This is a genomic window from Streptococcus parapneumoniae (assembly GCF_037076355.1).
GTDB lineage: Bacteria > Bacillota > Bacilli > Lactobacillales > Streptococcaceae > Streptococcus > Streptococcus parapneumoniae.
In genome coordinates this window covers 559,965-584,406 of record NZ_AP026968.1, presented here as the reverse complement: position 1 = coordinate 584,406, position 24,442 = coordinate 559,965, and the positions used below count along the sequence as shown (strand labels likewise).

Sequence of the window (24,442 nt, the reverse complement as noted above, 5' to 3'; positions counted from 1 at the left end):
TTCCTCTTTATTCGTCAAACATGCTTCCGATCAAGCCACGGAAACGATCTGCTAATTTCGGTTTATTTTGTGAAGCTTGTTGGAAATCCGCCATTGGTTCTGTAGGCGCCACCGGCTCTACTTCTGGAGCAGGAGCTGGTTGAACAGGCGTTGATTGTACAAACTGAGCTGTTTTCTGTATCATTCCCCCAAAACTAATTGGTTGATGAGTCAGAGCAACTTCACCCTTGACCGCTCTTTGAGCCAAAAGATTGACTTCTGTCAATTGTCCAGCAAATTCTGATAAACTAATCACATGCGCAAAGGCTGGATTACGGATACCAACTTGGTTTGGAACATAGAGTTTGACACGAACGCCAAAGACTTCTTGAGCCAATTCTACCATACCCGGTAAAATAGCATTTCCACCGATTAAGACAATTCCACCAGGGAGCTCCAATAGACGTCTTCTATCTAATTCTTGCTTAATTTGTTCAAGGATGTGCTTGATTCGTGCAGAAATAATTTCTGACAAGTAGGCTTCCGTCACTTCGACTGCTTCTACTTCTCCAATAACTTCTACTTGGAAGGTTTCTTTGCTTGCAAGAGGCGGATAGGCTTCCCCGTAATTCAGTTTCAAGCCTTCTGCTAATTTGCGAGAGGTTTTCAAAACCTTGGAGATATCTTTAGTTACATAATCTCCACCTTCTTGGAGAATATGTGTGAATTGGAGTTCTTGGTTGCGGATTGTAGCGACAGTCGTTTGACCTGCCCCCATATCAATCACTGTAGCACCAAATTCACGTTCACCTTCGTTCAAAACTGATTGAACCATTGCTAGTGGCGAAATGATAATATTTTCAACCTGAACACCTGCACGCTCAACCGTCTTACGCAAATTGTGCAAGATAGTACGAGGGCCTGTATAAAGCAAGCCACGCATTTCAAGGCGAACCCCCATCATGCCACGTGGGTCACGAATCCCTTGGAAACCATCCACAATAAATTCTTCAGGAATAAAGGTAATGACTTCACGGTCAGGTGTCATACTCTTTGTCAAAGCTGATTTGACAACATTTTCAACATCTTGATCCGTAATTTCCTTGGTATCAGATGTTACTGGAATCATCCCTTGAGTTGGTTCGACCTGCAAAAGATTACCAGGCAAGCCGACATTCACTGATTTAATCGAAATACCTGCCTTTTCTTCTGCTTGGGAAATGGCTGACTTGATAGCAGTTGCTGCTGCATCAATATCAACAATAATTCCATCCTTTACACCTTTACTTTTGGCATTACTCACGCCAATTACATTTAATTCACCATTTCTCTGCTCGGCCACAAGCACCTTGACAGAGCTTGTTCCAATATCTAGACCTGTAAAAAAGCCTTCTCTAGCCATTACATCGCATCCTCTCTATCTTCCAAGTTTCGCACTTCGTATTATTCCATAGCTAAACATAGGCATAGCTATTCACAGAATATTATAACACAAAAAATTTAATCGTGCTTGCTTTTTTCCTAAATTTCCCAGCCATTTTTTGAGTTTCTATGTTCAGAAATTCTTATTTTGTAAGCTGCTTGTAAAAACTCTCTAAGACAAAAAAAGAAAGCTCTGTGTTAAGCTTTCTTTGCAATCATTTTTTCTGCTTCTTGTTCTAAAAATAGTTCTAAAATTTTCTTTGTCAACGTAATCGCTGCTGACAGGGCCAGAGAAACGATTAAATAATTAGCCACTAAGCCGTGATCTCCAACCAATGGCGGTTTTGTCAAGAATCCGTAATCTCCACCTGTTACCAAATTGACCATAAAAATCAAAGCATTTAATGCAAAGGTCATGAGAAAAATCCCCTTCACATCCAGCAATCGCGCATTATACTGTCTCAAGAGATAAACCAGAGAGTTCCCCAAGAGTGCTAAATGCCCAAAAATAAAGGATAAAATGGTGATATGGGGGAAAGGATAGGCATCTGACACTGGATAAACAAAGGCTGCTAATGTCCCAAATGTTCCTAGTAATGCAAAATACTGCCTATATTTGGACTGACCAGGAAGCAAAAGTACCACAAACATGGCCATACGGCAATGGTAAAAGGGTAAGCTTTCTGATAGTGGCATATGATTGACCCAGTACCAACCATAAAGTAGGATTAACTGAACGGCCTGTAAAATCTGGAAAAATCGTTGGTAAACCTTCTTTTCACGATAACGATAGGCTGTATAAAAGATCAAAGCCAAGAGTGTAAATATACTGACATACCAAAAAAGGTCAAATTTGGGCGGCTCGGTTGCCTGAGTTGTAAAAAAAATATCCCATAAATTCATTTAGTCTTCCTCATGATTCAAAATTTTCCTGCATTTTATTATACCATGCTACTTAAGAAAAATGGATTTAGAAATACGTAAATGTTTGACAAAATCACTTGTCTTCATGTTCTAAACTTTCTACCAATTTGGCTAGATTCATAGAATTGGAGCCTTTGAGTAGGATTTGGTCGTGGGCTCCTAGACTTTCCTTGACCTGCTTGACTAGGTCTTCAAATTGGTCTTGGTCTTCTGTTTTCTTGAAGTAGTAAACGTGGCCAATTGGGAACATTTGACTGGCCAATTTGGCTAATTCAGCAATGTCTTCTCCATAGAAAATCACGGTATCAAGCACATCTGGAGAGAGACTCAAAATCATCTGGTTATGGAGTTGAACAGACTGGTCACCAAGTTCCTTCATATCCGCCAAGACAGCAATTTTTTTGCCACCTTCATTGGCTGGGATGGCAGAGAAAGTCTCTAAAATCAGCTTCATAGCAGTTGGGTTGGCATTATACACATCTGATAGGATATCTGCTCCATTGGCTGCTTTCTTCCACTCGGTACGATTACGCGTCAATTCAAGATTTTGGAAGGCCTGACGAATTTGCTCCTCTGAAACCCCTTCTTGTAGGACAACATAGGACGCAATCATAGCATTGGTGGCATTGTACTTACCAGTCACTGGCAAATCGAGGGCTTGTTCCAAGAAATTAGCCTTAAAGGTCAGACTGTCCTTGCGCTCAATCAAGTCTGTAATTTCCAACTCTGCTCCTGGCCCAAAACGGACTACCTTTTTATCTGTTGGCAAGTAGTCCTCTACAATGGAGTCAGCTGGTGCCAAAAGCAAGGAACCCGATACCATACCATCTGCAATTTGCATTTTCCCTTTAGCGATCTCCGAACGGTCTTTGAAAAAGGCCAAATGGGCTTCTCCAACCAAGGTCACGATGGCTGTCTTTGGATGAGCCAACTCAGACAAGAGATGAATATCGCCCAAGTGATCCTGCCCCATCTCCAAAACCAACTTTTCTGTTCCTTCAGGCATATGAAGAACTGTGTAGGGAAGGCCGATCTCGTTATTGTAATTGCCTTGTGTTTTGTAGGTTTTGTAGGTTGTTGATAGCAAGTGCGCCAACATATCCTTGGTCGTTGTCTTGCCATTTGAACCTGTAACTGCAAAGACATCAACAGCCATTTTCTCAAGATAGTAGGCAGCTAGTTGTTGAAAGGCAGTCAACACATCGTCTACTAAAATGTAAGGATGATTTGCAAGCTCTTTCTCAGACAGGGTTACAGCAGCGCCATTGTCAAAAGCTGTTTCGATAAAGTCATGACCGTCACGCGCACCTTTGAGGGGCACAAACAAGTCCCCCGTCGCGATTAAGCGACTGTCAAACTCAGCCTTCTCTAACTGGGTGTTCTCAAAGATGCTGATATCATTTTTAGCTCCTACAACTTGAGTCACTTCATGGATTGTTAATTTCATTTCTACTCCTTTAAAAAGGGTCGAAGTCCGAGAACTATGATCACCTTGCAGTGATGGTTCTGGCTCCTACCCTCTCTTTCATTTTATAGCAAATGCGCTTCGCGCTTGTCAAAACTTTCCTTGGCAAGGTCAACCAAACGCTCGATTAGTTCTGGGTAGCTGATTCCCATATTGTCCCAAAGCAGTGGATACATTGACCACTGGGTGAAACCTGGCATGGTATTAAGCTCGTTTAGAAAAATCTCTCCCTTATCTGTATAGAAGAAATCGCAACGAGAGAGACCGAGGCCACCAATGGCACGGAAGGCCGTTTCTGCATTTTGACGCATGACAGCTACCACATCATCACTGATTTTGGCAGGAATATCCATAGTAATCTTGTTATCAATATACTTGGCATCGTAGTCATAAAAGGCAACGTCCTTGACAACTTCTCCAGGTAGCGTGCTCTTGACATCGTAGTTACCCAAGAGGCCAACCTCAATTTCACGGGCATTTACTCCTTGCTCTACCAAGACACGGCTGTCATATTGAAAGGCAAGTTCCAAAGCCTGACGAAGTTCTTCTTGATTTTCAGACTTAGAAATACCGACACTAGACCCCATGTTTGACGGTTTGGTGAAGACTGGATAAGCCAATTTTTCTTCCACTTCAGCGATTTTAGCAGTCACATCATCGCCTTCAACGATAGCCACATGAGGAACTTGGGCAATGCCAGCAGATTCTAACACACGCTTGGTCGTGATTTTATCCATGGCAAGACTAGATGACAAGATATTACAGCCGACATACGGCATTTTCAAAACTTCCAAGAATCCTTGAACAGAACCATCTTCTCCCATCGGACCGTGAAGAACTGGAAAGACAACTGCCCCTTCTTCGTAGATGGCACTTGGTGCAACTTTCTTATCCCAATCAATGGTTTCATTGGTCATGAGACGGTCCTCTTGCCCCGGAGTCTGACTAAATTCCTGTGTTTTGATAAAGTCACCTGACTGACTGATAAAGAAAGTCTTAACTGTGAAACGGTTGTAATTGACCGCACGCATGACACTCTCAGCTGAAAGGACAGAGACTTCGCGTTCCGCACTCCGTCCACCGTATAAAAGAATAATCGTTTGTTTCATATCATTTGTCCTAATTCTACTAGAATACTCGCTCTTTAGTATATCATATTTGCTTGTTTTTTTAAAATTTGAACCTGATACTACCCATCACACTATACAAAAAGAGGCCGATAGGAACGATTTTCAGCCTCCTTGATTTTTTATAAATGAATGGAGTTCGTAAATTTGTCTACACTTACAACTCTGTTCGATTTTCAATAGCCCGTAAGAGGGTCACTTCGTCCGCATACTCGATATCTGCTCCCACAGCAAGGCCTCGTGCCAGGCGAGTGACCTTAATCCCAGCTGGCTTGAGTAAGCGGGAAAGATACATGGAAGTCGCTTCCCCATCTGCTGTGGCATTGGTTGCTACGATTACTTCTGAAACCTCACTATCCATCAGACGAGTCATGAGACTCTTGAGATTGATATCATCTGGACTGATACCATTCATAGGAGAAATAAGGCCATGCAGGACATGATAGAGGCCATGGTATTCTTGGATGTTTTCCATGGCTGCCACATCCCGACTATCCTCTAGCACCAAAATCGTTGTCTGGTCACGAGTCGGATCGGTACAGATAGAGCAAGGGTCGTCGTCTGTCAAACGTCCACAAATGGAACAGTAGGTCAATTCTCTCTTAGCAGAAAGGAGATTTTTTGCAAATTCATTGACATCATCATCAGACATCCCAATCGTATAAAAGGCCAGACGCGTAGCCGTCTTAATCCCGATACCTGGTAACTTGGAATAACTGTCAATCAGCTTGGCAATGGGTGTTGGATAAAGCATAATTTCCTTTCTAATTCATTGGATGGTATTTTTGATACAGATTGATAATATCACGCGCAATGGAAGGTCCTACACCATTTGTTAGATTGGTATTATGAGGAAAGACCACTGCAACAGCGATTTGGGGATTATCAGATGGGCCATAGGCTACCGCATTGGTATTGGTTGCTTCCTGACCATCTGCCACATAGCTTTCGGCTGTACCCGTTTTTCCGCTAATAGATACCAAGGCACCATTTGAAAAGGCACGTCCAGTTGTCAATCCGCTAGTCCCATGAGCAACCTGATAAAAACCTTGGTGCAAGACACTCATATCGGAGTCGGATATATTGACCTTATTCATCTCTGTCGGTTGCAGTTGCTGAATCAAGTCGCCTAGGCCTCCCTTATCATTATTTCCATAAATGCCTTCAACAATACGAGGAGCCACACGAACACCATCATTTGCAATAGTTGCTACATACTGAGCCAACTGCATCGGCGTATAGTTATCAAACTGACCAAAGGCATTGGTAATGTAATTAGCAAAATTATACTCTTTTGGTATAAAACCAGTTGACTCATCTGGAAGGTCAATGCCTGTTGAGGCTCCAAGACCATATTCCGCAAATGTCGAGCGAAGTTTCCCCATGGCGGATTCTAAATTGTTAGTTAGAACAAACATATTGGGTTGATAGGTCTGACCCATAATGCCCAAAGCCGTTTGAACCATATAGGCATTAGAAGAATACTCCAAGGCTTCCACAGCTGTAATAGGAAAAGATCCATATGCCAATTTATACCAAGAATAAATTGGAGCTGAACCTTGGAAAACAATAGGCTGATCTGTTAAGGTTTGGTTTCCTGATAAAACACCATTTTCCCAACCTGAGCTGATGGTAGCGGCCTTAACTACTGACCCTGGGACAAAGACATTGGTTACCGTTCCCAAGGAATCAGGCGTCAAGTCTCCCGTTTTCAGGTCATGTTTGAGTCCTGACATAGACAAAACAGCACCTGTTTTGGGGTTAAGGGCGACTGCATACACGCCTTCAGAATACTTAGCTCCACCATTTCCTAGCTCGGAATTGAAATAACTTTTCAGCAAAGCATCCACGCTATCTTGGAAGGCCAAATCAATGGTCAGTTTGATATTGTTTCCCTTACTACCTTCCTCAATTGTATCCACACTTTCCATATTGCCATATTTATCCAGATGGATTTCTTTTACCGAGCGTTTCCCTTGTAAGGTCTCTTCATATTGCTTTTCCAAATAGGAGGTTCCAACACGGTCATTTAGAGAATAGCCTTTTTTAAGATAGGCTTCTGCTTCTTCCGCTGGGAGACCAGCTTTTTCACTGGATACACTCCCTACTATAGAAGAAAGGGAAGTTTCCAAAATCTTTCGATCCCAAGAAGTAGAAATACTAATGCCAGGCATCTCCTTTGAAATAGAGGCAATAACAGCCACCTGAGAATCATTTAGAGGATCTGTCACAATGGTTCCTGTCGCAAAGTTTCCAACAGCATTTAACTGACTAAAAAGATAGATTTCTTTCTTTTCATCCTCTGTATAGTTTAGTTGACTTGTTGGGACACTATCGACCGCATTGTTATACAGTTCTGATTCGGATAGGCGATTGCCATCTGAATCCAAGCGTTTCTCACTTGGGAGAGCTTCCACTGTTTTTTTATAGATTTCAGGATCAGCCAAATAGTAATCAGCCAGCTGGCGTTCTGTTAAATTTGGCGAACTGATGCTCACATAAGTCAGTAACTTTTTAGCTATTTCTTTTAAGTCTGTAGCCGTCATTTTATTGCTACGCGTAAAGGAAACAACCTGTTTTAACGTATTTTCTACCAAAGGTTTTCCACTAGCATCATAAATTTCCCCACGGGCAGAACTGGTTGTGACCTTGGTCTGACTAGCTGAGGCTAGCTTTTTTTCGTAAAAATCCTTGTTCAAAACCTGCATATACAACAAACGACCAATAATGGTCATAAAGAGTAAAATGACGATTGAAAACAATAAATTAAGCCGAATCGGAATCGAATGGCTGTTAAATTTTCTCATACAAATCAGTCTCATTTCTAACTTAAAATCTTACTCTTAATTGTACCACAATTTGAGCAGAAAATTATGGAAAAGAAAGAAGCTTTTTTTCGTTTTTACAGTAAGATACGTTTTTATTTATTCATCCCTATATTATATGTTATAATGAATGTAACAGTTCAATAATCTAGTCTTTTTCCAACACGACTCATTTAAAGGAGCCTTCCCTATGGACAAACCAGATATCGCAACTGTCATTGATTCACATTTTGAAGAAATGACAGACCTAGAGCAAGAAATCGCTCGCTATTTTTTGCAAGCAGAAACCATTCAAGATGACCTTTCCTCCCAACAGGTCACTCAAAAATTACATATCTCTCAGGCTGCTCTGACCCGCTTTGCTAAAAAGTGTGGCTTTACTGGCTACCGAGAATTTATTTTCCAATACCAACATCAGGCAGAAAATCAAGCCAACCAAGTCTCCAAGCACAGTCCACTGACCAAACGAGTCCTCAGAAGCTATAGCAATATGAGGGAACAAACACAAGACTTGATTGACGAAGTCCAACTAGAACGAATTGCCCAATTAATCGAAGATGCTGAGCGTGTCTACTTCTTCGGAACAGGGAGTTCTGGCCTTGTTGCTCGTGAAATGAAATTGCGCTTCATGCGTCTGGGTGTGGTCTGCGAAGCTTTGACCGATCAAGACGGCTTTGCCTGGACAACCAGTATTATGGACGAAAATTGTCTCGTACTTGGTTTCTCACTTTCTGGTACAACACCTTCTATTTTAGATAGTCTACTAGATGCCAAGGAGATGGGGGCAAAGACTGTACTCTTTTCAAGTGTTCCCAATAAAGATAGCCAGACCTATACAGAGACCGTTCTCGTTGCTAGCCACAGCCAACCTTCCTACATCCAACGAATATCCGCTCAACTTCCTATGCTCTTCTTTATCGATTTGATTTATGCCTACTTTTTGGAAATCAATCGCGAAAGCAAGGAAAAAATCTTTAATAGCTACTGGGAAAATAAGAAACTCAACGGCTATCGTAGACAAAAACGTGTCAGAAAATCCTAGTTTGGCTGAGCCAAACTAGGATTTTTATTCATCACCAAACATCCCTCTTCTAGATTATGAATTAGTCGTATCTTGACTTAGTCTTAAATAATTTCATGTAATCACTTTTTGAAGGGAGTAAATAAGCAAGCCTGACGGTATCCTCAACAATTGTATATAATACGATGTAATCCTTACTCAAGGTCAACCCTCGCGTTTGGTAGTGAGGATCTAATTTCTTACCAAATTTTTCATCGGCATCAAATCCAGCTTGAGGGAAAATTTCTAGCCGATTCATATCTTTTCTGATACTCGCCACTTTTCGTCTCGCAGCCTCTACTGAACCAATTTCCTCCGCTATATACTGATATATTTTATCCAGACTATCAATCACTCTAGGAGAATACAAAATCCTATATTTTTTATAATTCATAGCGTGTCACGACATCCTCATCTGTCAAGTAATTTCCAGCCTCAATCTTGGCATAACTTTCTTGAACTTCTGCTTGTAATTGCCTAAATAAATACTCCTTCTCTAATTCCTCTTCACTCAGTAAATCTACTTCATTTGTTACGGCAACATTCTTTAAAAATAATCTTAGTGCTGATGAAAGAGAGAGATTTTTTTCTTTTAACACCTCCATGGCATCATTTACTAATTCTCTATTAGCTTGGAAGGTCACAACTTTACTTGAATTTGCTATAGTCATTTTATATAATTCCTTTATATATTTTATTTATTATCTCACAATTATAAAGAAAGTCAAGGGAACTTGATTAGAAAATCCTAGTTTGGCTGGGCCAAACTAGGATTGTTTTGTCTTGAAATGATAGTAGGCTCCCAACATCCCTGCTGTATTTTGGTGATGGGCAAATTCTAATCGTGTTTTTTCAGCTAGGCTTGGTACCAAGGCATCTTTTAAAGCTGTGCGAATCTTCGGTTTGAGGATAGCCTCTTGTCCCATGATACCGCCACCGAGAATGACTACTTCTGGATTGGCAACGTAGCAAATATTTGCCAGACCTTTTCCAAGGTAATCTACCATGCGGTCAATGCCAGCCATACAGATTTTGTTTCCTTCGGTAGCTTCCTTAAAGATGCGTCGGCCATTCCACTGATCAACTGAATCTCCATGACCTACTGCTACATACTCCACCAAGGCTGTCGTAGAGGCTAAGTCTTGGAAAGCTCCATCCTGCATATGCATATAACCAACTTCACAGGCTGAATTGCTAAATCCATGGAAAACTTTCCCATCCATAATCAAGCAACCCCCGATACCTGTTCCAATAGTCAAGCAAAGAGTGACACTCGCTCCCTTGCCTGAACCAGATACCGCTTCAGCCAGACCTGCACAGTTGACATCATTTTCAATTTCACAAGGAATCGTAAAACTCGTCTCGATTTCCTTCTTGAACTGTGTACCTGCATAGTTGGGAATCTGAGGGCCAGCATAGAAAATCTCACCCTTATCAGGATCCACCATTCCTGCAGAAGAAATAGCAACACCTGCTACCGGGCCTTTTTCTAGATAGCTGGCTACGATATCTTTGGTCTTTTGTAAGATATGAGGACCACCCTTATGCGCCTCAGTTGGCATTTCATGGGATTCAACAAGTTGGCCTTTTGAGTCGATCAAACCATATTTGATATTGGTTCCACCGATATCAATTGCAACGTAGTGTGTCATAAATACCTCCTTATGGATTAGAGGAAGCGCTCCTTGGTTTCACGAATCAAGGCGGCAGCTGCTTCTACAACTGGGCGATCTTCTTCAGTTACTGGTGTCAATGGTGAACGAACAGAACCAATGTTCAAGCCTTCATTGATTTTCAAAACTTCTTTAATCACACCGTACATATTTCCATGTGCAGCAGTGAGTTTGCCAATGATTGCGTTGATAGCATACTGCAATTCACGCGCTGTTTCCAAGTCTTTGTCCGCAATCAATTGATTGAGTTTCAAGAAGAGTTCTGGCATAGCACCATAAGTACCACCGATACCAGCTTTAGCACCCATGAGACGGCCACCTAGGAATTGTTCATCTGGACCGTTAAAGACGATGTGGTCTCCTCCACCAAGGCTGACAAAGGTTTGGATATCTTGAACCGGCATAGAAGAATTCTTCACACCGATAACACGTGGATTTTTCAACATTTCAGTATAGAGACTTGGAGTCAAGGCAACACCTGCTAACTGAGGAATGTTGTAGATAACGTAGTCTGTGTTTGGAGCTGCAGAACTGATATCGTTCCAGTATTTAGCAACTGAGTATTCTGGCAAGCGGAAGTAAATCGGCGGAATCGTTGCAATGGCATCTACACCCAAGCTTTCTGCGTGGCGAGCAAGTTCCATACTATCTTTAGTATTGTTGCAAGCAACGTGAGCAATGATAGTCAATTTCCCTTTGGCAACTGCCATGACTTCTTCCAAAATCAACTTGCGGTCTTCAACACTTTGGTAGATACATTCACCAGAAGAACCATTGACATAGAGACCTTGAACACCTTTATCAATGAAGTATTGAACCAAGGCACGAGTACGTTCTGAGCTTACTTCTCCTTGTTCATCGTAACATGCGTAGAAGGCTGGAATGACACCTTCATATTTTTTTAAATCTGACATAGATTTTCTCCTAAGATTTCTTTTTTCTGCTAGAAGCAGGATTTATTCTTTACGTGTTTAGTATACACCTTGTGAAAAACGCTTTCAACATCTGGTGTACACTTAGATTTTAGTTTCGATATGTATTTTGAAACGTTTAAAGCTTGAAAGTAGTTTCAGAAACAAGCCATCCTATTCGTATTTTGCAAAAATTTTCTCCATCAATCCAGTCTGGATAAAGACCAATAGTCCAAATCCAAAAAGCAGGAAGGCTGAACCACCTAAAAGTAGACTGAAAGCGGACAGATAAAGAATCATCACAATGAGGATAAGAATGGCTAACATGAGGAAGAACCAAGGAAAGTTAAAACTTGCCAAGATCAGCCCTTTTTGTAATACTTCTTTCCAAGTTAAATCATAGCGCGCAGCGATTGGATAGCTAGCCAGCATCACGATAGTGAGGAAGATAAGAATCCCTAGACAAATAGCTTTCACCATTTGGAAAGGCATAGCTGTCTGCCCCCAAAAGATATAGAGGTCTAAAAGACTCAACAAAACAATGCCCAGCTCAAGCAGACCTAACTGAAAACCTAATTTCAGATTTTGCTGGAAAGCTCTTAGATAGATTTTAAAGACAGGCACACGTCTGCTCTTCTTAATCTCAAACATGGTCTCGTAGAGGCTAATTTTAGCCACTCCAATCGTCACGATGGGCAAACAAGAGACGACAAAAAGAAGATTGGCTGTGACGATATCCAAAACCTTTTCACTAAAACGCATGAGAAAGTTGTCTGTATCAAATGCTGCCTTGATGAGGCTTACTCCTTTTTGTGCCATGTTTGCTCCTCCTGATTTTTTAATCAATCAAAATTTTAAAGAGATATTTACGAACCTTCTCTTCCATACCTGCATAGCCATTTGGCTGGTGAGGTTCTCCTGGGAAGAAAATTGCAAAATTGTGATAACCCAACAAGAGTGGGTATTTTTCATGACAATGAACAAAGCCAATGTCACTCGCTTCGTCGAATGCTACTGCTTCATCTTTGATACGTGAACCGTAGCTCGAATATTCATGTCCTTCTACCAGCAAATGTAAATCTGCATAGTTCTTATGATGCTCAAATTGATCATTTTCAGCTTGATTGAGGACATTTTCCTGAACAACTAGAAAGACTTTATCTCCGTCAATCTCATACTTACCTAATTCGAAAGAATCCTTACGATGTTGGTAGAGATAGTCGATAGCCTTGTCTAGATTGGGATGAATCCCTTTGTAAAAGCTAATGTTTTTCAAATCGTCAAAAATCATACTCTTTCCTTCGTTTCTGATAGTTAACTAAAATCATTCTTAAGTTTATAAGTGTCTAACAAAATCTCTAAGGTAAGCAAATACCCAACATTTTGTAGACACTTATAACATCTATATTTCCATAGCATGTCAAGACCACTTCCGCAATCTTGACACACCAGTTTACTTTTCTTAACCTTTGACCGCTCCCATAGTAATACCTTGTGTGAAGGATTTTTGGAAGACTAGGAAGACTGTTACGATTGGCACAGCAGCAAGAGCTGCCCCTGCCATGATTAAACCATAGTTGGTTGCCATTTCGGCTTGCATGGTCGCAACCCCGAGTGAAATAGTCAAATTGTTACGTGAAGTCAACATTACCAACTGCATGAAGTAGTCGTTCCAAGTATTGATGAAGGTAAAGATTGCAAGGGCTGCAAATCCTGGTTTCACAATTGGGAAGGCTACGCTCCAGAAAGTACGAATCTCACCACAACCGTCGATTTTAGCTGATTCGAGCAACTCTGTTGGGATGTTTTCACTGAACTGTTTCATGAGGAAGACCCCGAATGGCCATCCAATCAAAGGCAAGATAACTGCCCAAAGAGTGTCATGAATTCCCATGAAGTTGACGATACGTACCAGTGGTACAAGGACAACTTGTTTTGGAAGCGCCATAGCAGCGATGAAGATAGCAAAGAGAATGCGTTGACCATAGAAACGTTTTTTAGCCAATACATAACCTGCTAGAGATGAGGTTGCACAGACTAAGAACATGGTTACCAATGAGATAAATACTGAGTTCCACATCCATTGTAAGGCAGGGTTCTGCACCATGAGTTGTTGGAAGTTTTCCATGGTTGGCATTTTAGGAAACCATTGTGGCGGAATCATAATTGTATCAGGTTGTGATTTGAATGCCCCTGTCAAAATCCAGTAGAATGGAAAGATGAACAGCACGGTCAACAAGAGCAAGATAATAGTTGAAATAACAGTGAAAGCTGTTATAGGTTTCTTTTGTGTAGATTGCATAGCTGTCTCCTTTCTTTAATATTCTACGTCATTTCCGAGCGCCTTAAATTGAACAAAGCTTACGATCGCAATCATGACTGCCAAGAAGACACCAATTGTGTTGGCATAGCCGTATTCGGTCAATTGGAAGGCTTTTTCGTAAAGGTAGTACATCAAGGTACTTGTTGAGTAGTTTGGCCCACCAGATGTTAATAGTTGAATCAAGGCGAAAACTTGAAATGAGTTAATTGTTGTGATGATTGCGATGTAGAGAGTTGTTGGAAGAAGGCTTGGCCATTTAATCTTCCAGAAAACTTGAAATTCAGTTGCACCGTCTACACGAGCCGCTTCAACCAGTGAATTGTCAATATTCCCCATAGCAGCGATGTAGAGGATGATTGGTTGACCAACTGAAGTTGTCAAGAGGATAATCATAATTGCCAGTAATGCCCAGTGTTTATCCCCCAACCAAGAAATATTCTGGCTGATGATATGACTTGATTTAAGGACAAAGTTTAGAATCCCTGATAGTGGGTCATAAATCCATTTCCAAACAACTGTTACGGCAACACTACCTGTTACAACAGGAAGGAAGAAGACGAAACGGTAGAAAGATCTGGCAATAGCATTTTGATGGTAGGTCTGTGACGCTACAAAGAGTGAAAAGAGAACAACAATCGGTACAGAGCCAACAACCAAAATAACTGTGTTAATCAGAGATTTTGTAAAGACAGGATCTTTAAACATACGGACATAGTTATCTAAGCCCACAAATTCAAAACTAGTCATAGAGTAGTTAAAGAAACTTGTGATGAAGCCCATAATCATTGGTACTAAAACAAAGATAATAAAGAAGAACAACACTGGTGCTAGGAAAGCATAGGAAATCACTGTTTCCCTCATACGGATTTTATTGACTTTCACAGTCGGCACCTCTCTTTCAAATAGAATAATTTTTTGACTTTCTTGAACTGTTTTAAAATCAAAATGAAATTTTTTATGGTTCGCTTATGTAAGAACTTCATTTTAATTTCGTGACAATTTCTTACATTTTAAACAAAAGCCCCCCTTTTCTTACACTATCTGTGTAGAGGGAAAAGGGGGTATACACTCTTAGATTCTTTAAAAAACTACTTTTTATAGAATGACTAAGGACTATTGTTTCATAGCTTTTTTGATTGTTTCGTTCGCTTTTTCAGTGAAGGCTTTCAAAGCGTCCGCTGGTTTTTCGTCACCATTTGATACAGATTGCAACATTGGGAACCAAAGTGTTCTCATTTCAGCAAATCCATCAATAGTGTTGTAGTATGGTGAGTAGTATTGAGTCCAGCCGCTGATTGTTTCCATGCGTTTGTCATCATAAAGTTTGCCAAATGAAGTACGGACTGGGAAGGCACCTGTACGAACAACGTCTTTTGGACCCCATTCTTTGTCATCCGCGATAAATTGAACGAATTTCTTAGATGCAGCGACTTTCTTGTCGTCTTTATTGTTGAATACTGCAAATCCGTTTACAAGATATTCAAGAGCTGGTTTACCTTCGTCTGATGGGAATGGTACTTCTACCACTTCTACCTTACTTGCTTCTAAAAGTTTAGCTTGGATACCATTTTGAGCTGGTGCCCAAAGGATTGTGTAAGATGTTTGACCGTTAGCAAAGTTTTGGATATCTGCCCCACCGTCAAATTGTGAACCATTATTGAGCAAATTGTCTTTAATCCAGCTAGTTGCTTTTTCAAGACCTTTGACGAATTTAGGATCATCAGTTGTATATTTGCTAACTTTTTCATCTGTTACAGAACCGCTATAAAGGTTAGAGATAAAGGCACGTGTTCCTTGGTCTCCCCCTTGACCAGAACTGAACAATGAACCTGGTGTGTAACCCTTGTCTTTAAGTGCTTTCAATACTTTTTCAAAATCATCAGTTGTCCAACCTTCTTTTACAAGGTTTGCTACTCCAGCATCTTCTAGCATTTTCTTGTTCATTGCCATGTAGAATGGGGCAGAACTAATTGGATACATATAAGCCTTGTCTCCAGCTTTACTTGCTTGTACGATGTTTTCATTGTTGACATCTTTAACAAATTCATCTGTGAAGAGGTCGTTCAACTCAGCCAATTTGCCGTTTTTACCGTATTGGATGATACGTCCTGGTGCATCAAAGAGTACGTCTGGAGCTGTTCCTGCTTCGATAGCTGTTGTGATTTTTTCAGGACCTGACTTGAAGTCAATGGTTTCCAATTTCACTTTTACATCTGGATTGGCTTTTTCAAACGCTTCGATGATTGATTTTTCATAAGTTCCAACACCGTCACCAGTTTTTTCTTGGGTAAATACTGGGAATGCCCACCAAGTGATTTCTGTTTTGGCACCGTCACCACCTGATTTCCCAGCATCTTTACTTCCGCCAGAATTGCCACAAGCAGCAAGACCAAGAACCGCAGCACCCGCAAGTACTGTACAAGCTAATTTTCTAAATTTCATTTGTATTCTCCTATGTAATAAGCGTATCCAACTTGGATAATGAGTTCTTTATTTCTTGTATGCGATTTCATTTCATCCTACTCATCCACCACTCTCCTCTTTTTTAAGATTGTGTTATTTGAGACCAGCAACGAAGCGTTCTGTAATCTCTTTTGGTCTAGTAATAGCGCCACCAACAACGATGCCTCGCACTCCATATCCAAGGATTTGTTTGGCTTGTTCTGGTGTATGAATTTTCCCTTCGGCAATGACATCCACTCCTGCATCACAGAGTTTTTTGATTAATTCAAAATCAGGTCCGTCCACTTTTGGACTGTAAGATGTATAGCCTGATAAGGTTGTTCCGACAAAGTCAATTCCTGCTTCAACGGCTGCTAGTCCTTCTTCGAAAGTACTTGTATCAGCCATCAAGAGCTGGTTAGGATATTTTTCCTTGACCTGACGGATAAACTCCTGAATCTCTAAACCATCGTAGCGTTCGCGTTTAGTACAGTCTAGAGCAATCACTTCAATATCTAGTTCTGCTAGTTCATCAACTTCTTTCATAGTAGCAGTGATGAAAGGTTCTTGAGGTGGATAATCTCGTTTGATAATCCCGATAATCGGAAGTTTTGTAACCTCCTTGATCTCCTTGATATCACGAACACTATTTGCTCGGATACCGACTGCTCCACCTTGCTCAGCCGCTTTGACCAGCAAGGGAATGACTCCTCCCGCTTCTGTATAAAGCGGTTCGTGAGGAAGGGCCTGACAAGAAACGATGATTCCATCTTTGATTTGTGTAATCAAGGCTTCTTTAGTAATCTGTGGCATCCTCTTTCCTCCTTTTCCTTTTTCTTTGTTTCTATGAGATTATTATACCTTAAAAATAAAACGCTTTCAAGAGTTTGTAGTATAATAGATTTCAGTTTCAAAAACTAGCCAAGTCAAACAGCTCCTCTAAAAGTACTTTCAGAGGAGCAAGTCGACCTATAATAGGAGAATACCAAAATTTATTTTACAATTTCTGACAATTTTACTTTGCGATCTTCAAACATAGACTGGGTACAAGCATCTGCAGTAGCAATCGCTTCTAAAGCAGCTTCACCTGTCAATAGTTTTGCAAATTCTTCTGATACTGGAGCTCCTTGCATAATCTCATGCAGATAGCGCATTTCTTTATCAATGACAGATGACAACCATAATGGAGTACGTTTACCTGGTTTACCATAAGCAATTGCTCCATCCATCTCTGTACTATGATAGATACGAGTACGATCATCATCTTCTTCTTGAGATTCATGAATCAAGAAATAACTTTCTTGTCCATCTAGCTTAAGAGTTCCTTTACAGTTGAATAAGTCTAAGCGGATAGCACCTTTGGTTCCTTGGATTAAGACATAATGTTCACCCCAACGATAAGCTGAACCCCATTCTAACAAGGCAAAACGCTTATTAGAAAATTCCATATTGACAAAAATCATATCATCTTCATCACCGAAATGTTCACCTTCATGGGCTACATTTCCACCTGTCATAGTTACAGTTTCAGGCATGCCACCCATAAGGAATTGAACACAATCCAACTCATGGATGTGGTGATACAAGTGACCACCTGATTTTTCACGAATTTTTTTCCATGATACTGACGGTTGTTGTTCTTCCCAACCATTACGAGCTGTGTGACAATATAGAACGTCTCCGATGACTCCTTGATTAATGAGTTCTTTTGCATGATGAACACCATTAAAGAAATTCATAATATGTCCTGCCATAAAGGTTACATTGTTTTCTTTACATGCATCTACCATCTCGCGACAATCTTGATAAGAAAGCGCAATTGGTTTTTCACAGAAAACATTTTTACCATGCTGTGCAGCCTTAATAACCGGTTCCTTATGAAGATTATTTGGAGTTGCGACGATAACACAATCTACTTCATCGCTAGAAACCAACTCATCTAGGGAACTTGCTACTTTTGCTCCCAATTCTTCTGCAATTACCTCTGCATTATCTGGATCATAGAGAAGAGTAATCTCTGCTCCATCATTCTTTTGCATATAGCGAGCCAATTCAGCTCCAAAATATCCTGTTCCAACAACACCGTATTTAACCATGTTTTTTCTCCTTTATTATTGAATAAACTTTCTAATTTTAACTTATACTCTTCGAAAATCTCTTCAAACCGCGTCAACGTCGCTTCATCTACAGCCTCAAAAACGTGTTTTGAGCTGACTTCGTCAGTTTTATCTGCAACCTCAAAGCTGTACTTTGAGCAGCCTGCGGCTAGTTTCCTAGTTTGCTCTTTGATTTTCATTGAGTATTACTTCACAGATCCTTCTGACAATCCACTTGCAATTTTATTTTGGATGATAGAGAAGAAAATGATTGATGGAAGAACTACAATAACAGATGCTGCCATCATATCTCCCCAGTCTAAGATTTCTGAACCATTAAGTGATCGAAGGGCTACTGCTACTGTCATCTTTCCTGTATTGTTAATCAAAATCAAGGCATACAAGAATTCATTCCAAGCATTGATAAATGTATAAATAGCTGTTGCTACAATACCTGGGGCTACAATCGGTAGTACAACTTTATAAAAAGTAACAAATTTATTTGCACCATCAATTCGAGCCGCTTCTTCAATTCCAATTGGAACTGTTTGGAAAAATCCAACTAAGAGCCAAACTGCATATGGAACACTAAAAGATAGATAAACCATCATCAAGCCAAATAAACTATTTGTTAAGCCAACTTTAGCAATGGCAATTGAATAGGGAATTGCTAACAAAATTGGTGGGAAAATGTAGGTAATGACAAGTAATCTCGACATGATTGCTCCCAATTTAGGGAAGAATCGAACAATACCGTAGGCTGCCATAGCAGAAATAATAATCGCAATAACGGTTGTAGCTAAGGCAATGATTAAACTATTTCGAATGTTATCAATAAAGTGCAAATCGTTGATAACATGAGTGAAATAATCTAATGTAAATTGTTCAGGCCAAAATCGTGTTGGATACTGAGTTAATTCCCCTTTACCTTTGACAGAAGATATGATAATCCATACCAATGGGAAAATTGCAACGATAGTCGCACCAATCAAGAGTACATGTGAGAGAATATCTAAATAAATACCGGATTTCTTCTTCATTATTTTCTACCCTCCTTTTCCCACTTACTGATGATAGCAAAGTAGATAAAGCAAATCGCCACCAAGAAGATAAAGAGCAATACTGTGACTGCTGAAGCACGACCCAACAATTTAGTTCCCCAACCTAGGTTGTAGGCAAAAATTGGAAGCGTCGTTGTAGCATTGGCTGGTCCACCACCTGTAATTAGGTAGATAATGTCAAAGTTATTAAAGATCCATACAGTTCTCAAAACAACTAGAAGCCCTACAACCACTTTAATATGTGGAAAGACGATAAACTTGAACACCTGCCAACTTGAAGCACCATCTATCTTAGCAGCCTCAAATTGTTCTTCTGGTACTGTTTGCAAAGCTGAAAGCACATTGACCATAATCATCGGCGCTCCAAACCAAATGTTGATAAACACCAAACATAGGAATGCCCATGTACTATCTGTCAAAAATGCAGGTGTATGTTCCATTAAACCTAATTTTACGATTAGATTAGGTAAATAGCCATAAACCCCGTTTAGAATCCATTGCCAAGAGAAGGCAATAACGATTGTAGGAAATGCCCAAGGAACAATCAATAAGGTCCTATATAATTTCTTGAAGTGGCGTACTCTGTGAAGAGCTAAAGCTAATACAAACCCTACTAAAACTTGACCAACTAATGAGAAAATGGTCCACTTAATTGAATTAAAGAACGCATTAAAGAAGTTGGGATCTGATAGCACAGCTTTATAGTTAGCTAAACCAACAAATTTGTAATTGGGCATAATCAAATGCTTATTGGTAAAGCTATAAAAAATACTCGAGAAAAACGGATAAACAAAGAGTAATCCTACGATAATCATAGCTGGCAAAACAAATATCCAGCGAGTTAAATTACGTTCTTTAACCATTCTCCTTCTCCCTTCTTTTACAAGATTGGGCTAGGGCTTTTCAGCTCACTAGCCCACCTATTTTCTAGTCTTTTACATCTACTGAACAGCCTCAAATAAATCGTTTAATTGTTTTTCTGCTTCTTTTGCTGCTTTCATAGGATCTGTTCCATTTGTAATGATATCTTGGAACATTTGTTCAATAATGTGTTGGTTAGTCAACATACCAGCTTGTACACTTGGTCCATTTTCATAACCAATAGCAGTACCTTTTTTAACAGCTTCAGTAATTACTTCTTCAGCATGTTTAAATTTCTTACGAGTTTCATTTTCTTTATAGGCTGCAGAATCGCTAATCCCCTTAATAGTTGGCAACATACCTACTGGAGTTGAATCAAGGAATTTAATGTAGTCTTCTTCATTATAAAGTGATTCTAAGAATGCTTTAGCAACTTCTGGGTGTTTTGAATTTTTCCAAACAACCATTGGAATGTTTGAAGTTTCAATCCCTTGGTCCTTATCAGATTCTTTGATTTTTGGAATAGGATAAGCATCAATTGAATCAATCAATTGAGGACTGTTGGCATTAATTCCTCCAATATGGAAGCCAGAGTTAAAGTCAAATGCTGTTTTTCCTTGATAGAACAAGGTAGCTTGTTGAAGGACATTAAAGTTCAAAGAATCTTGAGGTGAAATTTCTTTATACATTTTAATCCAGTATTTAATACCATCTTGAGCAAGTTGGCTTGTCAAATCTGCTTTAAGATCTTTTGTTAAGAGACTTCCACCACCACTACGTACGTAGAAGTTCAAGAAACGTGTTGCCATTAAGTCATTTGTTCCGAACGGAACAGATAATCCATAAACTCCAGCTTCTTTCAATTTTTTAGAAGCTTCATAGAGCTGGTCCCAAGTTTTAGGAACCTCAATATTATGTTCTTTTAACAAATCTGTTCTAACCCACATGACTTGTGCATGTGAATAAAGAGGAACAGAGTAGTAATCATCTCCGATTTTTGCTTCATTTAAGGCAGTTTCGTTAAATTTATCCTGTCCAATACGCTTGATAGAATCGTTTAGCGGAACCAAAGCATCTGAGTTGACCATTTCCATTACTTGGTTAGGAAGAGCTGTACTGATATCTGGCACATTCCCATTTGCTAAACCTGTAGTCCATTTAGTATAGAAGTCATTCCAAGAGAATGTTTCAATCTTAATTTTCGTTTTCGGATGCTTTTGCATGAAGGCATCTGCTGATTTTTGAATACTTTCTAAACGTGGTCCTTGAGTAAAGGAGTGCCACATTGTAATCTCACCAGATAATTCTGTCGGTGGTTCAGTACTAGTTGTAGCTTCTTTTTTTCCTGAACAAGCTACCAAGGCAACGGCTGCTAGCGCAACTCCAGCTAGACATAAAAACTTTCTCATTTTTTTCATCGTTCTTCCCTTTCTACATTAAGAAATCGCAACTTTAAAGACAACTTTTTTCACAGGTTCATCATTTATACGAACCTTGGGTTGATGTAAATCTTCTGGAAAAGTGATGAGGCATTCGCCAGCTCTCAAATGAACCAACTGTTCCACTTTCCCTGTGTATAATTCAATATCTTTCTCTTTATCATACTCTTGGGTAACGCTTACATTTTCCGGCGATGTAACAGCCATGGCTTCTTCGTTTTCCAAAACTAAATGAATATCCAAATATTTTTGGTGTGTTTCAAAGAAAGCCCCTGCTTGACCATCTGCTAGATAAGTAAAGCAATTCCCAAACAATCGATTACCATCGATAGCAATCGAACCTTCTGTTAAATTTTCTAGTCCTGTTTTTTCTAGAAAATCTATTAATGTTGCAAAATGTGGATTTACTCCCACATAAGTTCCTAAACGGCTAATTTTTGTAATAATCATCTCTTCTAACCTCCTTTCTCAATCTATTTTTCCTATCCAAGTTCCCCATTCTTCTGTCTAGCATTTTCTACTAGAAGGACATAAAAACACTACACTCTCTAACCTATACTCTTTGAAAATCTCTTCAAACCACAGTCGCTTCACCTTGGATTATATAGGTCAGTCTTATCTACAACCTCAAAGCGGTGTTTTGGGCAATCTGCTACTAGCTTGCTAGTTTCTTCTTTGATTTTCATTCAGTATCTCCTCAATCTTCACAAGGAGGTCTGATTTTTCTAGCGACAAACAGAATAAATAAGTTAGTTCAATGAGCTACCTTCCTTATAGATGAAATTGATATTCATGAAGGAAGTCGCCCTTTATTTTTTGCAAAAGATACTAGTATGAATCTATTTGGGGAATTGAATTTATAAGCTGCTCACTTATACTCTTCGAAAATCAAATTCAAACTGCGTCAACGTCTCCTTGCCGTACTCAAGTACAGCCTGCGGCTAGTTTCCTAGTTTGCTCTTTGATTTTCATTGAGTATTAGTTTTTCTAAAATAATTCTAATCTATTATTCTAGCACTAATAGACTCTTTGGCTAAATCTCCTTTCTACATCTCGTTTCACCAAAAACTTTTAAGAGAGAAATACTCTATATTTCATTCTCTAAATTAGTTTTGTTACCGTTTTCAATTAGAGTATACTTTTTTTTTAGTATTTCAAGTCTTTTTCTAATTTGGAATTTAGTTTCAAATCTTTTTAACTATAGCAACTACATTAAAAGTACTTTCAAAAATAAGTAGGTTTCTTGCAAGACTTGTTTCGAGTGGACAAGATAAGAAAACAAGAAAGTCAATTTTAGGAGAAAACAAGGTTAATAGTCGCATGATATAATGCAATGATGTAAAAATCGAATAAATTGATTGGAAAATTCAAACTAATTTCTAACAATGATTTAAGAATTGTAGTGTCCTAATATAGATTCACTGCACTATAAAACGCATAGTATCAAGTTTTTTAATTACCTGATACTATGCGTGTTTGTGATTTTTAAGATTTTATGCCTAGAGTCTCTATATGAGGACTTAAAAAAACTGACTCGTAGATGATTTCCTAAAGTCAATCCTCTTACCTAAAAAAACGACTTCTAAAAAAGTTGCCTTCATCGAGAGGTGAAGCAATGATTGTCCTAAAAAATAGTTGGATCGCAAATCTCTCTGAAAATTTCTTCTCTCTGCCTAACTTGAATTTGAGATTCAACATTCTTATTTATGATGGTCTTTCAATAATACTTCAAACTCAGCAACAGTCATGCCCAACTGCTGACTGGCAACCTCGGAAGTCAGAAGTCCTTGGTGGACTAGATTTAGTAGCATAGACAAACTTCCTTCAACTTTCCCACGTTCAAGTCCTTGTTCTAAACCTTTTTCGATGCCTTGTTCAATCCCCTCTGCGCGACCACGTTCAAGACCTCTCTCTAAACCTTTTTCCTCAGCTTGCTCCAAAGCATAGTCCTGTGCTAACATGGCTTGTTCTTCTCGCCTGCGTTGTTCACTAAACATTTTCCTATCCTCCTCGGACCAGCTCTTGTAGTCCAGCAGTTGATCTGCTTGGCTGATGGCTCGCTCGGGCTGCTGGGTAAAGGGTTTATTCCCGAAAAACTCCAACCATGGCTTGCGAACCTCGTCTTTGCTGGTTTCTCTGTATTTTTTTAGTTCCAAGAATGCCATCTTAACCAGATGGTTTTCCTGTCCATTGTTTGTAATTGTTAAAACCTCACCTGTCCTATCCTCTCGCATGCTAAAACTATGAAAAGCCAAGTCATCTGAGAAGTAGTTACTATCCACAATTGCGATAGCGTATACTGGTGAGATGTGTTTATAACTCTGATGAGTATCACCTTCTCGTTGACGAATTTTTTCAAGATTTTGATTGACCTGACTGCAAAGGTAAGCCCACAGGCGATTGATGAAAAAATTCTGATGATGGACTTGAATCTCAATGATTACTTGAGTACCATTATCTAGTTCAGCTAAAACATCTATACTGGTATAGAAATCCTGAGCCGAGTAGGGCAGGGAAGGCAAGACGTGAATGTTACTTCCCTCCAAAATGGTCACATTTTTGGCTGGTAAATCCAGCATATCGCGAATAAATTGACAAGTGATTTCCGGATTGCTAAAAATCTTCTTAGCAACCAAATCATTGGTCGGGCTAATGCCCGGATGACGTACAGTCATATTGCTTCTCCTTTCATTATAGCACATTTTTAAATCTAGGTTTACTAGATTTACTGCTACTATCTATTTATTCGGAAAAGAAAGACAAAAGAAGCGAGAAAGTTAAAAATTATTAATCCTAATCACTTGTAAAGAGATAAATCTTGCTCATATTATTTA

The 24,442-nt window shown here is 39.5% G+C and carries 24 protein-coding genes; 1 reads left to right on the top strand and 23 read right to left on the bottom strand.

Translation table 11 applies throughout. From position 1 onward, the window contains the following. Positions 1–7 precede the first annotated feature (7 nt). From ftsA to pbp2b, 6 genes are all read right to left on the bottom strand, one after another. Complete coding sequence (ftsA, locus tag SP4011_RS03145; RefSeq protein WP_000090392.1) at positions 8–1,381, bottom strand: cell division protein FtsA; 1,374 nt, start codon at positions 1,379–1,381, stop codon at positions 8–10. 218 nt (positions 1,382–1,599) lie between these two features. Continuing rightward, positions 1,600–2,304 (bottom strand): TIGR02206 family membrane protein, encoded by a 705-nt coding sequence (locus tag SP4011_RS03140; RefSeq protein ID WP_173220112.1) that lies wholly within the window; start codon positions 2,302–2,304, stop codon positions 1,600–1,602. Positions 2,305–2,398: 94 nt separating this feature from the next. Continuing rightward, complete coding sequence (locus tag SP4011_RS03135) at positions 2,399–3,772, bottom strand: UDP-N-acetylmuramoyl-tripeptide--D-alanyl-D-alanine ligase (protein ID WP_173253161.1); 1,374 nt, start codon at positions 3,770–3,772, stop codon at positions 2,399–2,401. 83 nt (positions 3,773–3,855) lie between these two features. Further along, positions 3,856–4,899 (bottom strand): D-alanine--D-alanine ligase, encoded by a 1,044-nt coding sequence (locus SP4011_RS03130; protein ID WP_338619822.1) that lies wholly within the window; start codon positions 4,897–4,899, stop codon positions 3,856–3,858. Between the two features lie 175 nt (positions 4,900–5,074). Beyond that, on the bottom strand, positions 5,075–5,671 hold the full coding sequence (recR, locus tag SP4011_RS03125) for a recombination mediator RecR (protein WP_000966754.1): 597 nt from the start codon (positions 5,669–5,671) through the stop codon (positions 5,075–5,077). A 10-nt stretch (positions 5,672–5,681) separates the two neighbouring features. Beyond that, the gene (gene pbp2b / locus SP4011_RS03120; protein WP_338619820.1) at positions 5,682–7,739 is read right to left on the bottom strand and encodes a penicillin-binding protein 2B; all 2,058 of its coding nucleotides are present in this window, start codon (positions 7,737–7,739) and stop codon (positions 5,682–5,684) included. Between the two features lie 193 nt (positions 7,740–7,932). Here pbp2b and SP4011_RS03115 point away from each other — a divergent pair, with 193 nt between their 5' ends. Next, positions 7,933–8,784, top strand: coding sequence for a MurR/RpiR family transcriptional regulator (locus SP4011_RS03115; protein WP_338619818.1), 852 nt, complete (start codon positions 7,933–7,935; stop codon positions 8,782–8,784). A 61-nt stretch (positions 8,785–8,845) separates the two neighbouring features. On the opposite strand, the gene SP4011_RS03110 is transcribed toward SP4011_RS03115, so the two are convergent. The 17 genes from SP4011_RS03110 to SP4011_RS03030 form a co-directional block, all read right to left on the bottom strand. After that, on the bottom strand, positions 8,846–9,196 hold the full coding sequence (locus SP4011_RS03110; protein ID WP_338619817.1) for a type II toxin-antitoxin system RelE/ParE family toxin: 351 nt from the start codon (positions 9,194–9,196) through the stop codon (positions 8,846–8,848). Further along, positions 9,186–9,473 carry a hypothetical protein gene (locus tag SP4011_RS03105; RefSeq protein ID WP_338619816.1) on the bottom strand — a complete coding sequence of 96 codons (288 nt, stop codon included), beginning with the start codon at positions 9,471–9,473 and terminating at the stop codon, positions 9,186–9,188. Before SP4011_RS03105 ends, SP4011_RS03110 begins: the two co-directional genes overlap by 11 nt. Positions 9,474–9,569: 96 nt before the next feature. Then, positions 9,570–10,454: an ROK family protein gene (locus SP4011_RS03100; protein ID WP_338619815.1), complete on the bottom strand. Its 885-nt coding sequence runs from the start codon at positions 10,452–10,454 to the stop codon at positions 9,570–9,572. A gap of 17 nt (positions 10,455–10,471) precedes the next feature. Further along, positions 10,472–11,389, bottom strand: coding sequence for a dihydrodipicolinate synthase family protein (locus SP4011_RS03095; RefSeq protein ID WP_338619813.1), 918 nt, complete (start codon positions 11,387–11,389; stop codon positions 10,472–10,474). 171 nt (positions 11,390–11,560) lie between these two features. Next, entirely contained in the window at positions 11,561–12,205 is a 645-nt protein-coding gene (locus tag SP4011_RS03090) for a YesL family protein (protein WP_338619812.1), read from the bottom strand. 19 nt (positions 12,206–12,224) lie between these two features. Further along, on the bottom strand, positions 12,225–12,677 hold the full coding sequence (locus SP4011_RS03085; RefSeq protein ID WP_338619810.1) for a YhcH/YjgK/YiaL family protein: 453 nt from the start codon (positions 12,675–12,677) through the stop codon (positions 12,225–12,227). A 171-nt stretch (positions 12,678–12,848) separates the two neighbouring features. Further along, positions 12,849–13,688 (bottom strand): ABC transporter permease subunit, encoded by an 840-nt coding sequence (locus SP4011_RS03080; protein ID WP_166728114.1) that lies wholly within the window; start codon positions 13,686–13,688, stop codon positions 12,849–12,851. 15 nt (positions 13,689–13,703) lie between these two features. Then, on the bottom strand, positions 13,704–14,570 hold the full coding sequence (locus SP4011_RS03075) for a sugar ABC transporter permease (RefSeq protein WP_338620395.1): 867 nt from the start codon (positions 14,568–14,570) through the stop codon (positions 13,704–13,706). A 252-nt stretch (positions 14,571–14,822) separates the two neighbouring features. Continuing rightward, the gene (locus SP4011_RS03070) at positions 14,823–16,151 is read right to left on the bottom strand and encodes an ABC transporter substrate-binding protein (protein WP_338619807.1); all 1,329 of its coding nucleotides are present in this window, start codon (positions 16,149–16,151) and stop codon (positions 14,823–14,825) included. Between the two features lie 114 nt (positions 16,152–16,265). Beyond that, the gene (locus SP4011_RS03065) at positions 16,266–16,964 is read right to left on the bottom strand and encodes an N-acetylmannosamine-6-phosphate 2-epimerase (RefSeq protein WP_338619806.1); all 699 of its coding nucleotides are present in this window, start codon (positions 16,962–16,964) and stop codon (positions 16,266–16,268) included. A 179-nt stretch (positions 16,965–17,143) separates the two neighbouring features. Next, a complete protein-coding gene (locus SP4011_RS03060; RefSeq protein WP_338619804.1) occupies positions 17,144–18,247 on the bottom strand; it encodes a Gfo/Idh/MocA family oxidoreductase in 1,104 nt (367 codons plus the stop codon). After that, positions 18,130–18,447, bottom strand: coding sequence for a hypothetical protein (locus SP4011_RS03055; RefSeq protein ID WP_338619803.1), 318 nt, complete (start codon positions 18,445–18,447; stop codon positions 18,130–18,132). The genes SP4011_RS03060 and SP4011_RS03055 overlap by 118 nt, the downstream gene beginning before the upstream one ends. Positions 18,448–18,453: 6 nt before the next feature. After that, a complete protein-coding gene (locus SP4011_RS03050; RefSeq protein ID WP_000730332.1) occupies positions 18,454–19,287 on the bottom strand; it encodes a carbohydrate ABC transporter permease in 834 nt (277 codons plus the stop codon). Then, on the bottom strand, positions 19,287–20,171 hold the full coding sequence (locus tag SP4011_RS03045; RefSeq protein ID WP_000237985.1) for a carbohydrate ABC transporter permease: 885 nt from the start codon (positions 20,169–20,171) through the stop codon (positions 19,287–19,289). The genes SP4011_RS03050 and SP4011_RS03045 overlap by 1 nt, the downstream gene beginning before the upstream one ends. Before the next feature lie 78 nt (positions 20,172–20,249). Next, positions 20,250–21,587 carry a sugar ABC transporter substrate-binding protein gene (locus tag SP4011_RS03040; protein ID WP_338619800.1) on the bottom strand — a complete coding sequence of 446 codons (1,338 nt, stop codon included), beginning with the start codon at positions 21,585–21,587 and terminating at the stop codon, positions 20,250–20,252. A gap of 18 nt (positions 21,588–21,605) precedes the next feature. Further along, positions 21,606–22,058, bottom strand: a complete 453-nt coding sequence (locus SP4011_RS03035; RefSeq protein ID WP_000587474.1) for a YhcH/YjgK/YiaL family protein — start codon at positions 22,056–22,058, stop codon at positions 21,606–21,608. A 1,250-nt stretch (positions 22,059–23,308) separates the two neighbouring features. After that, the gene (locus tag SP4011_RS03030; protein ID WP_338619799.1) at positions 23,309–24,283 is read right to left on the bottom strand and encodes an Rpn family recombination-promoting nuclease/putative transposase; all 975 of its coding nucleotides are present in this window, start codon (positions 24,281–24,283) and stop codon (positions 23,309–23,311) included. Positions 24,284–24,442 lie beyond the last annotated feature (159 nt).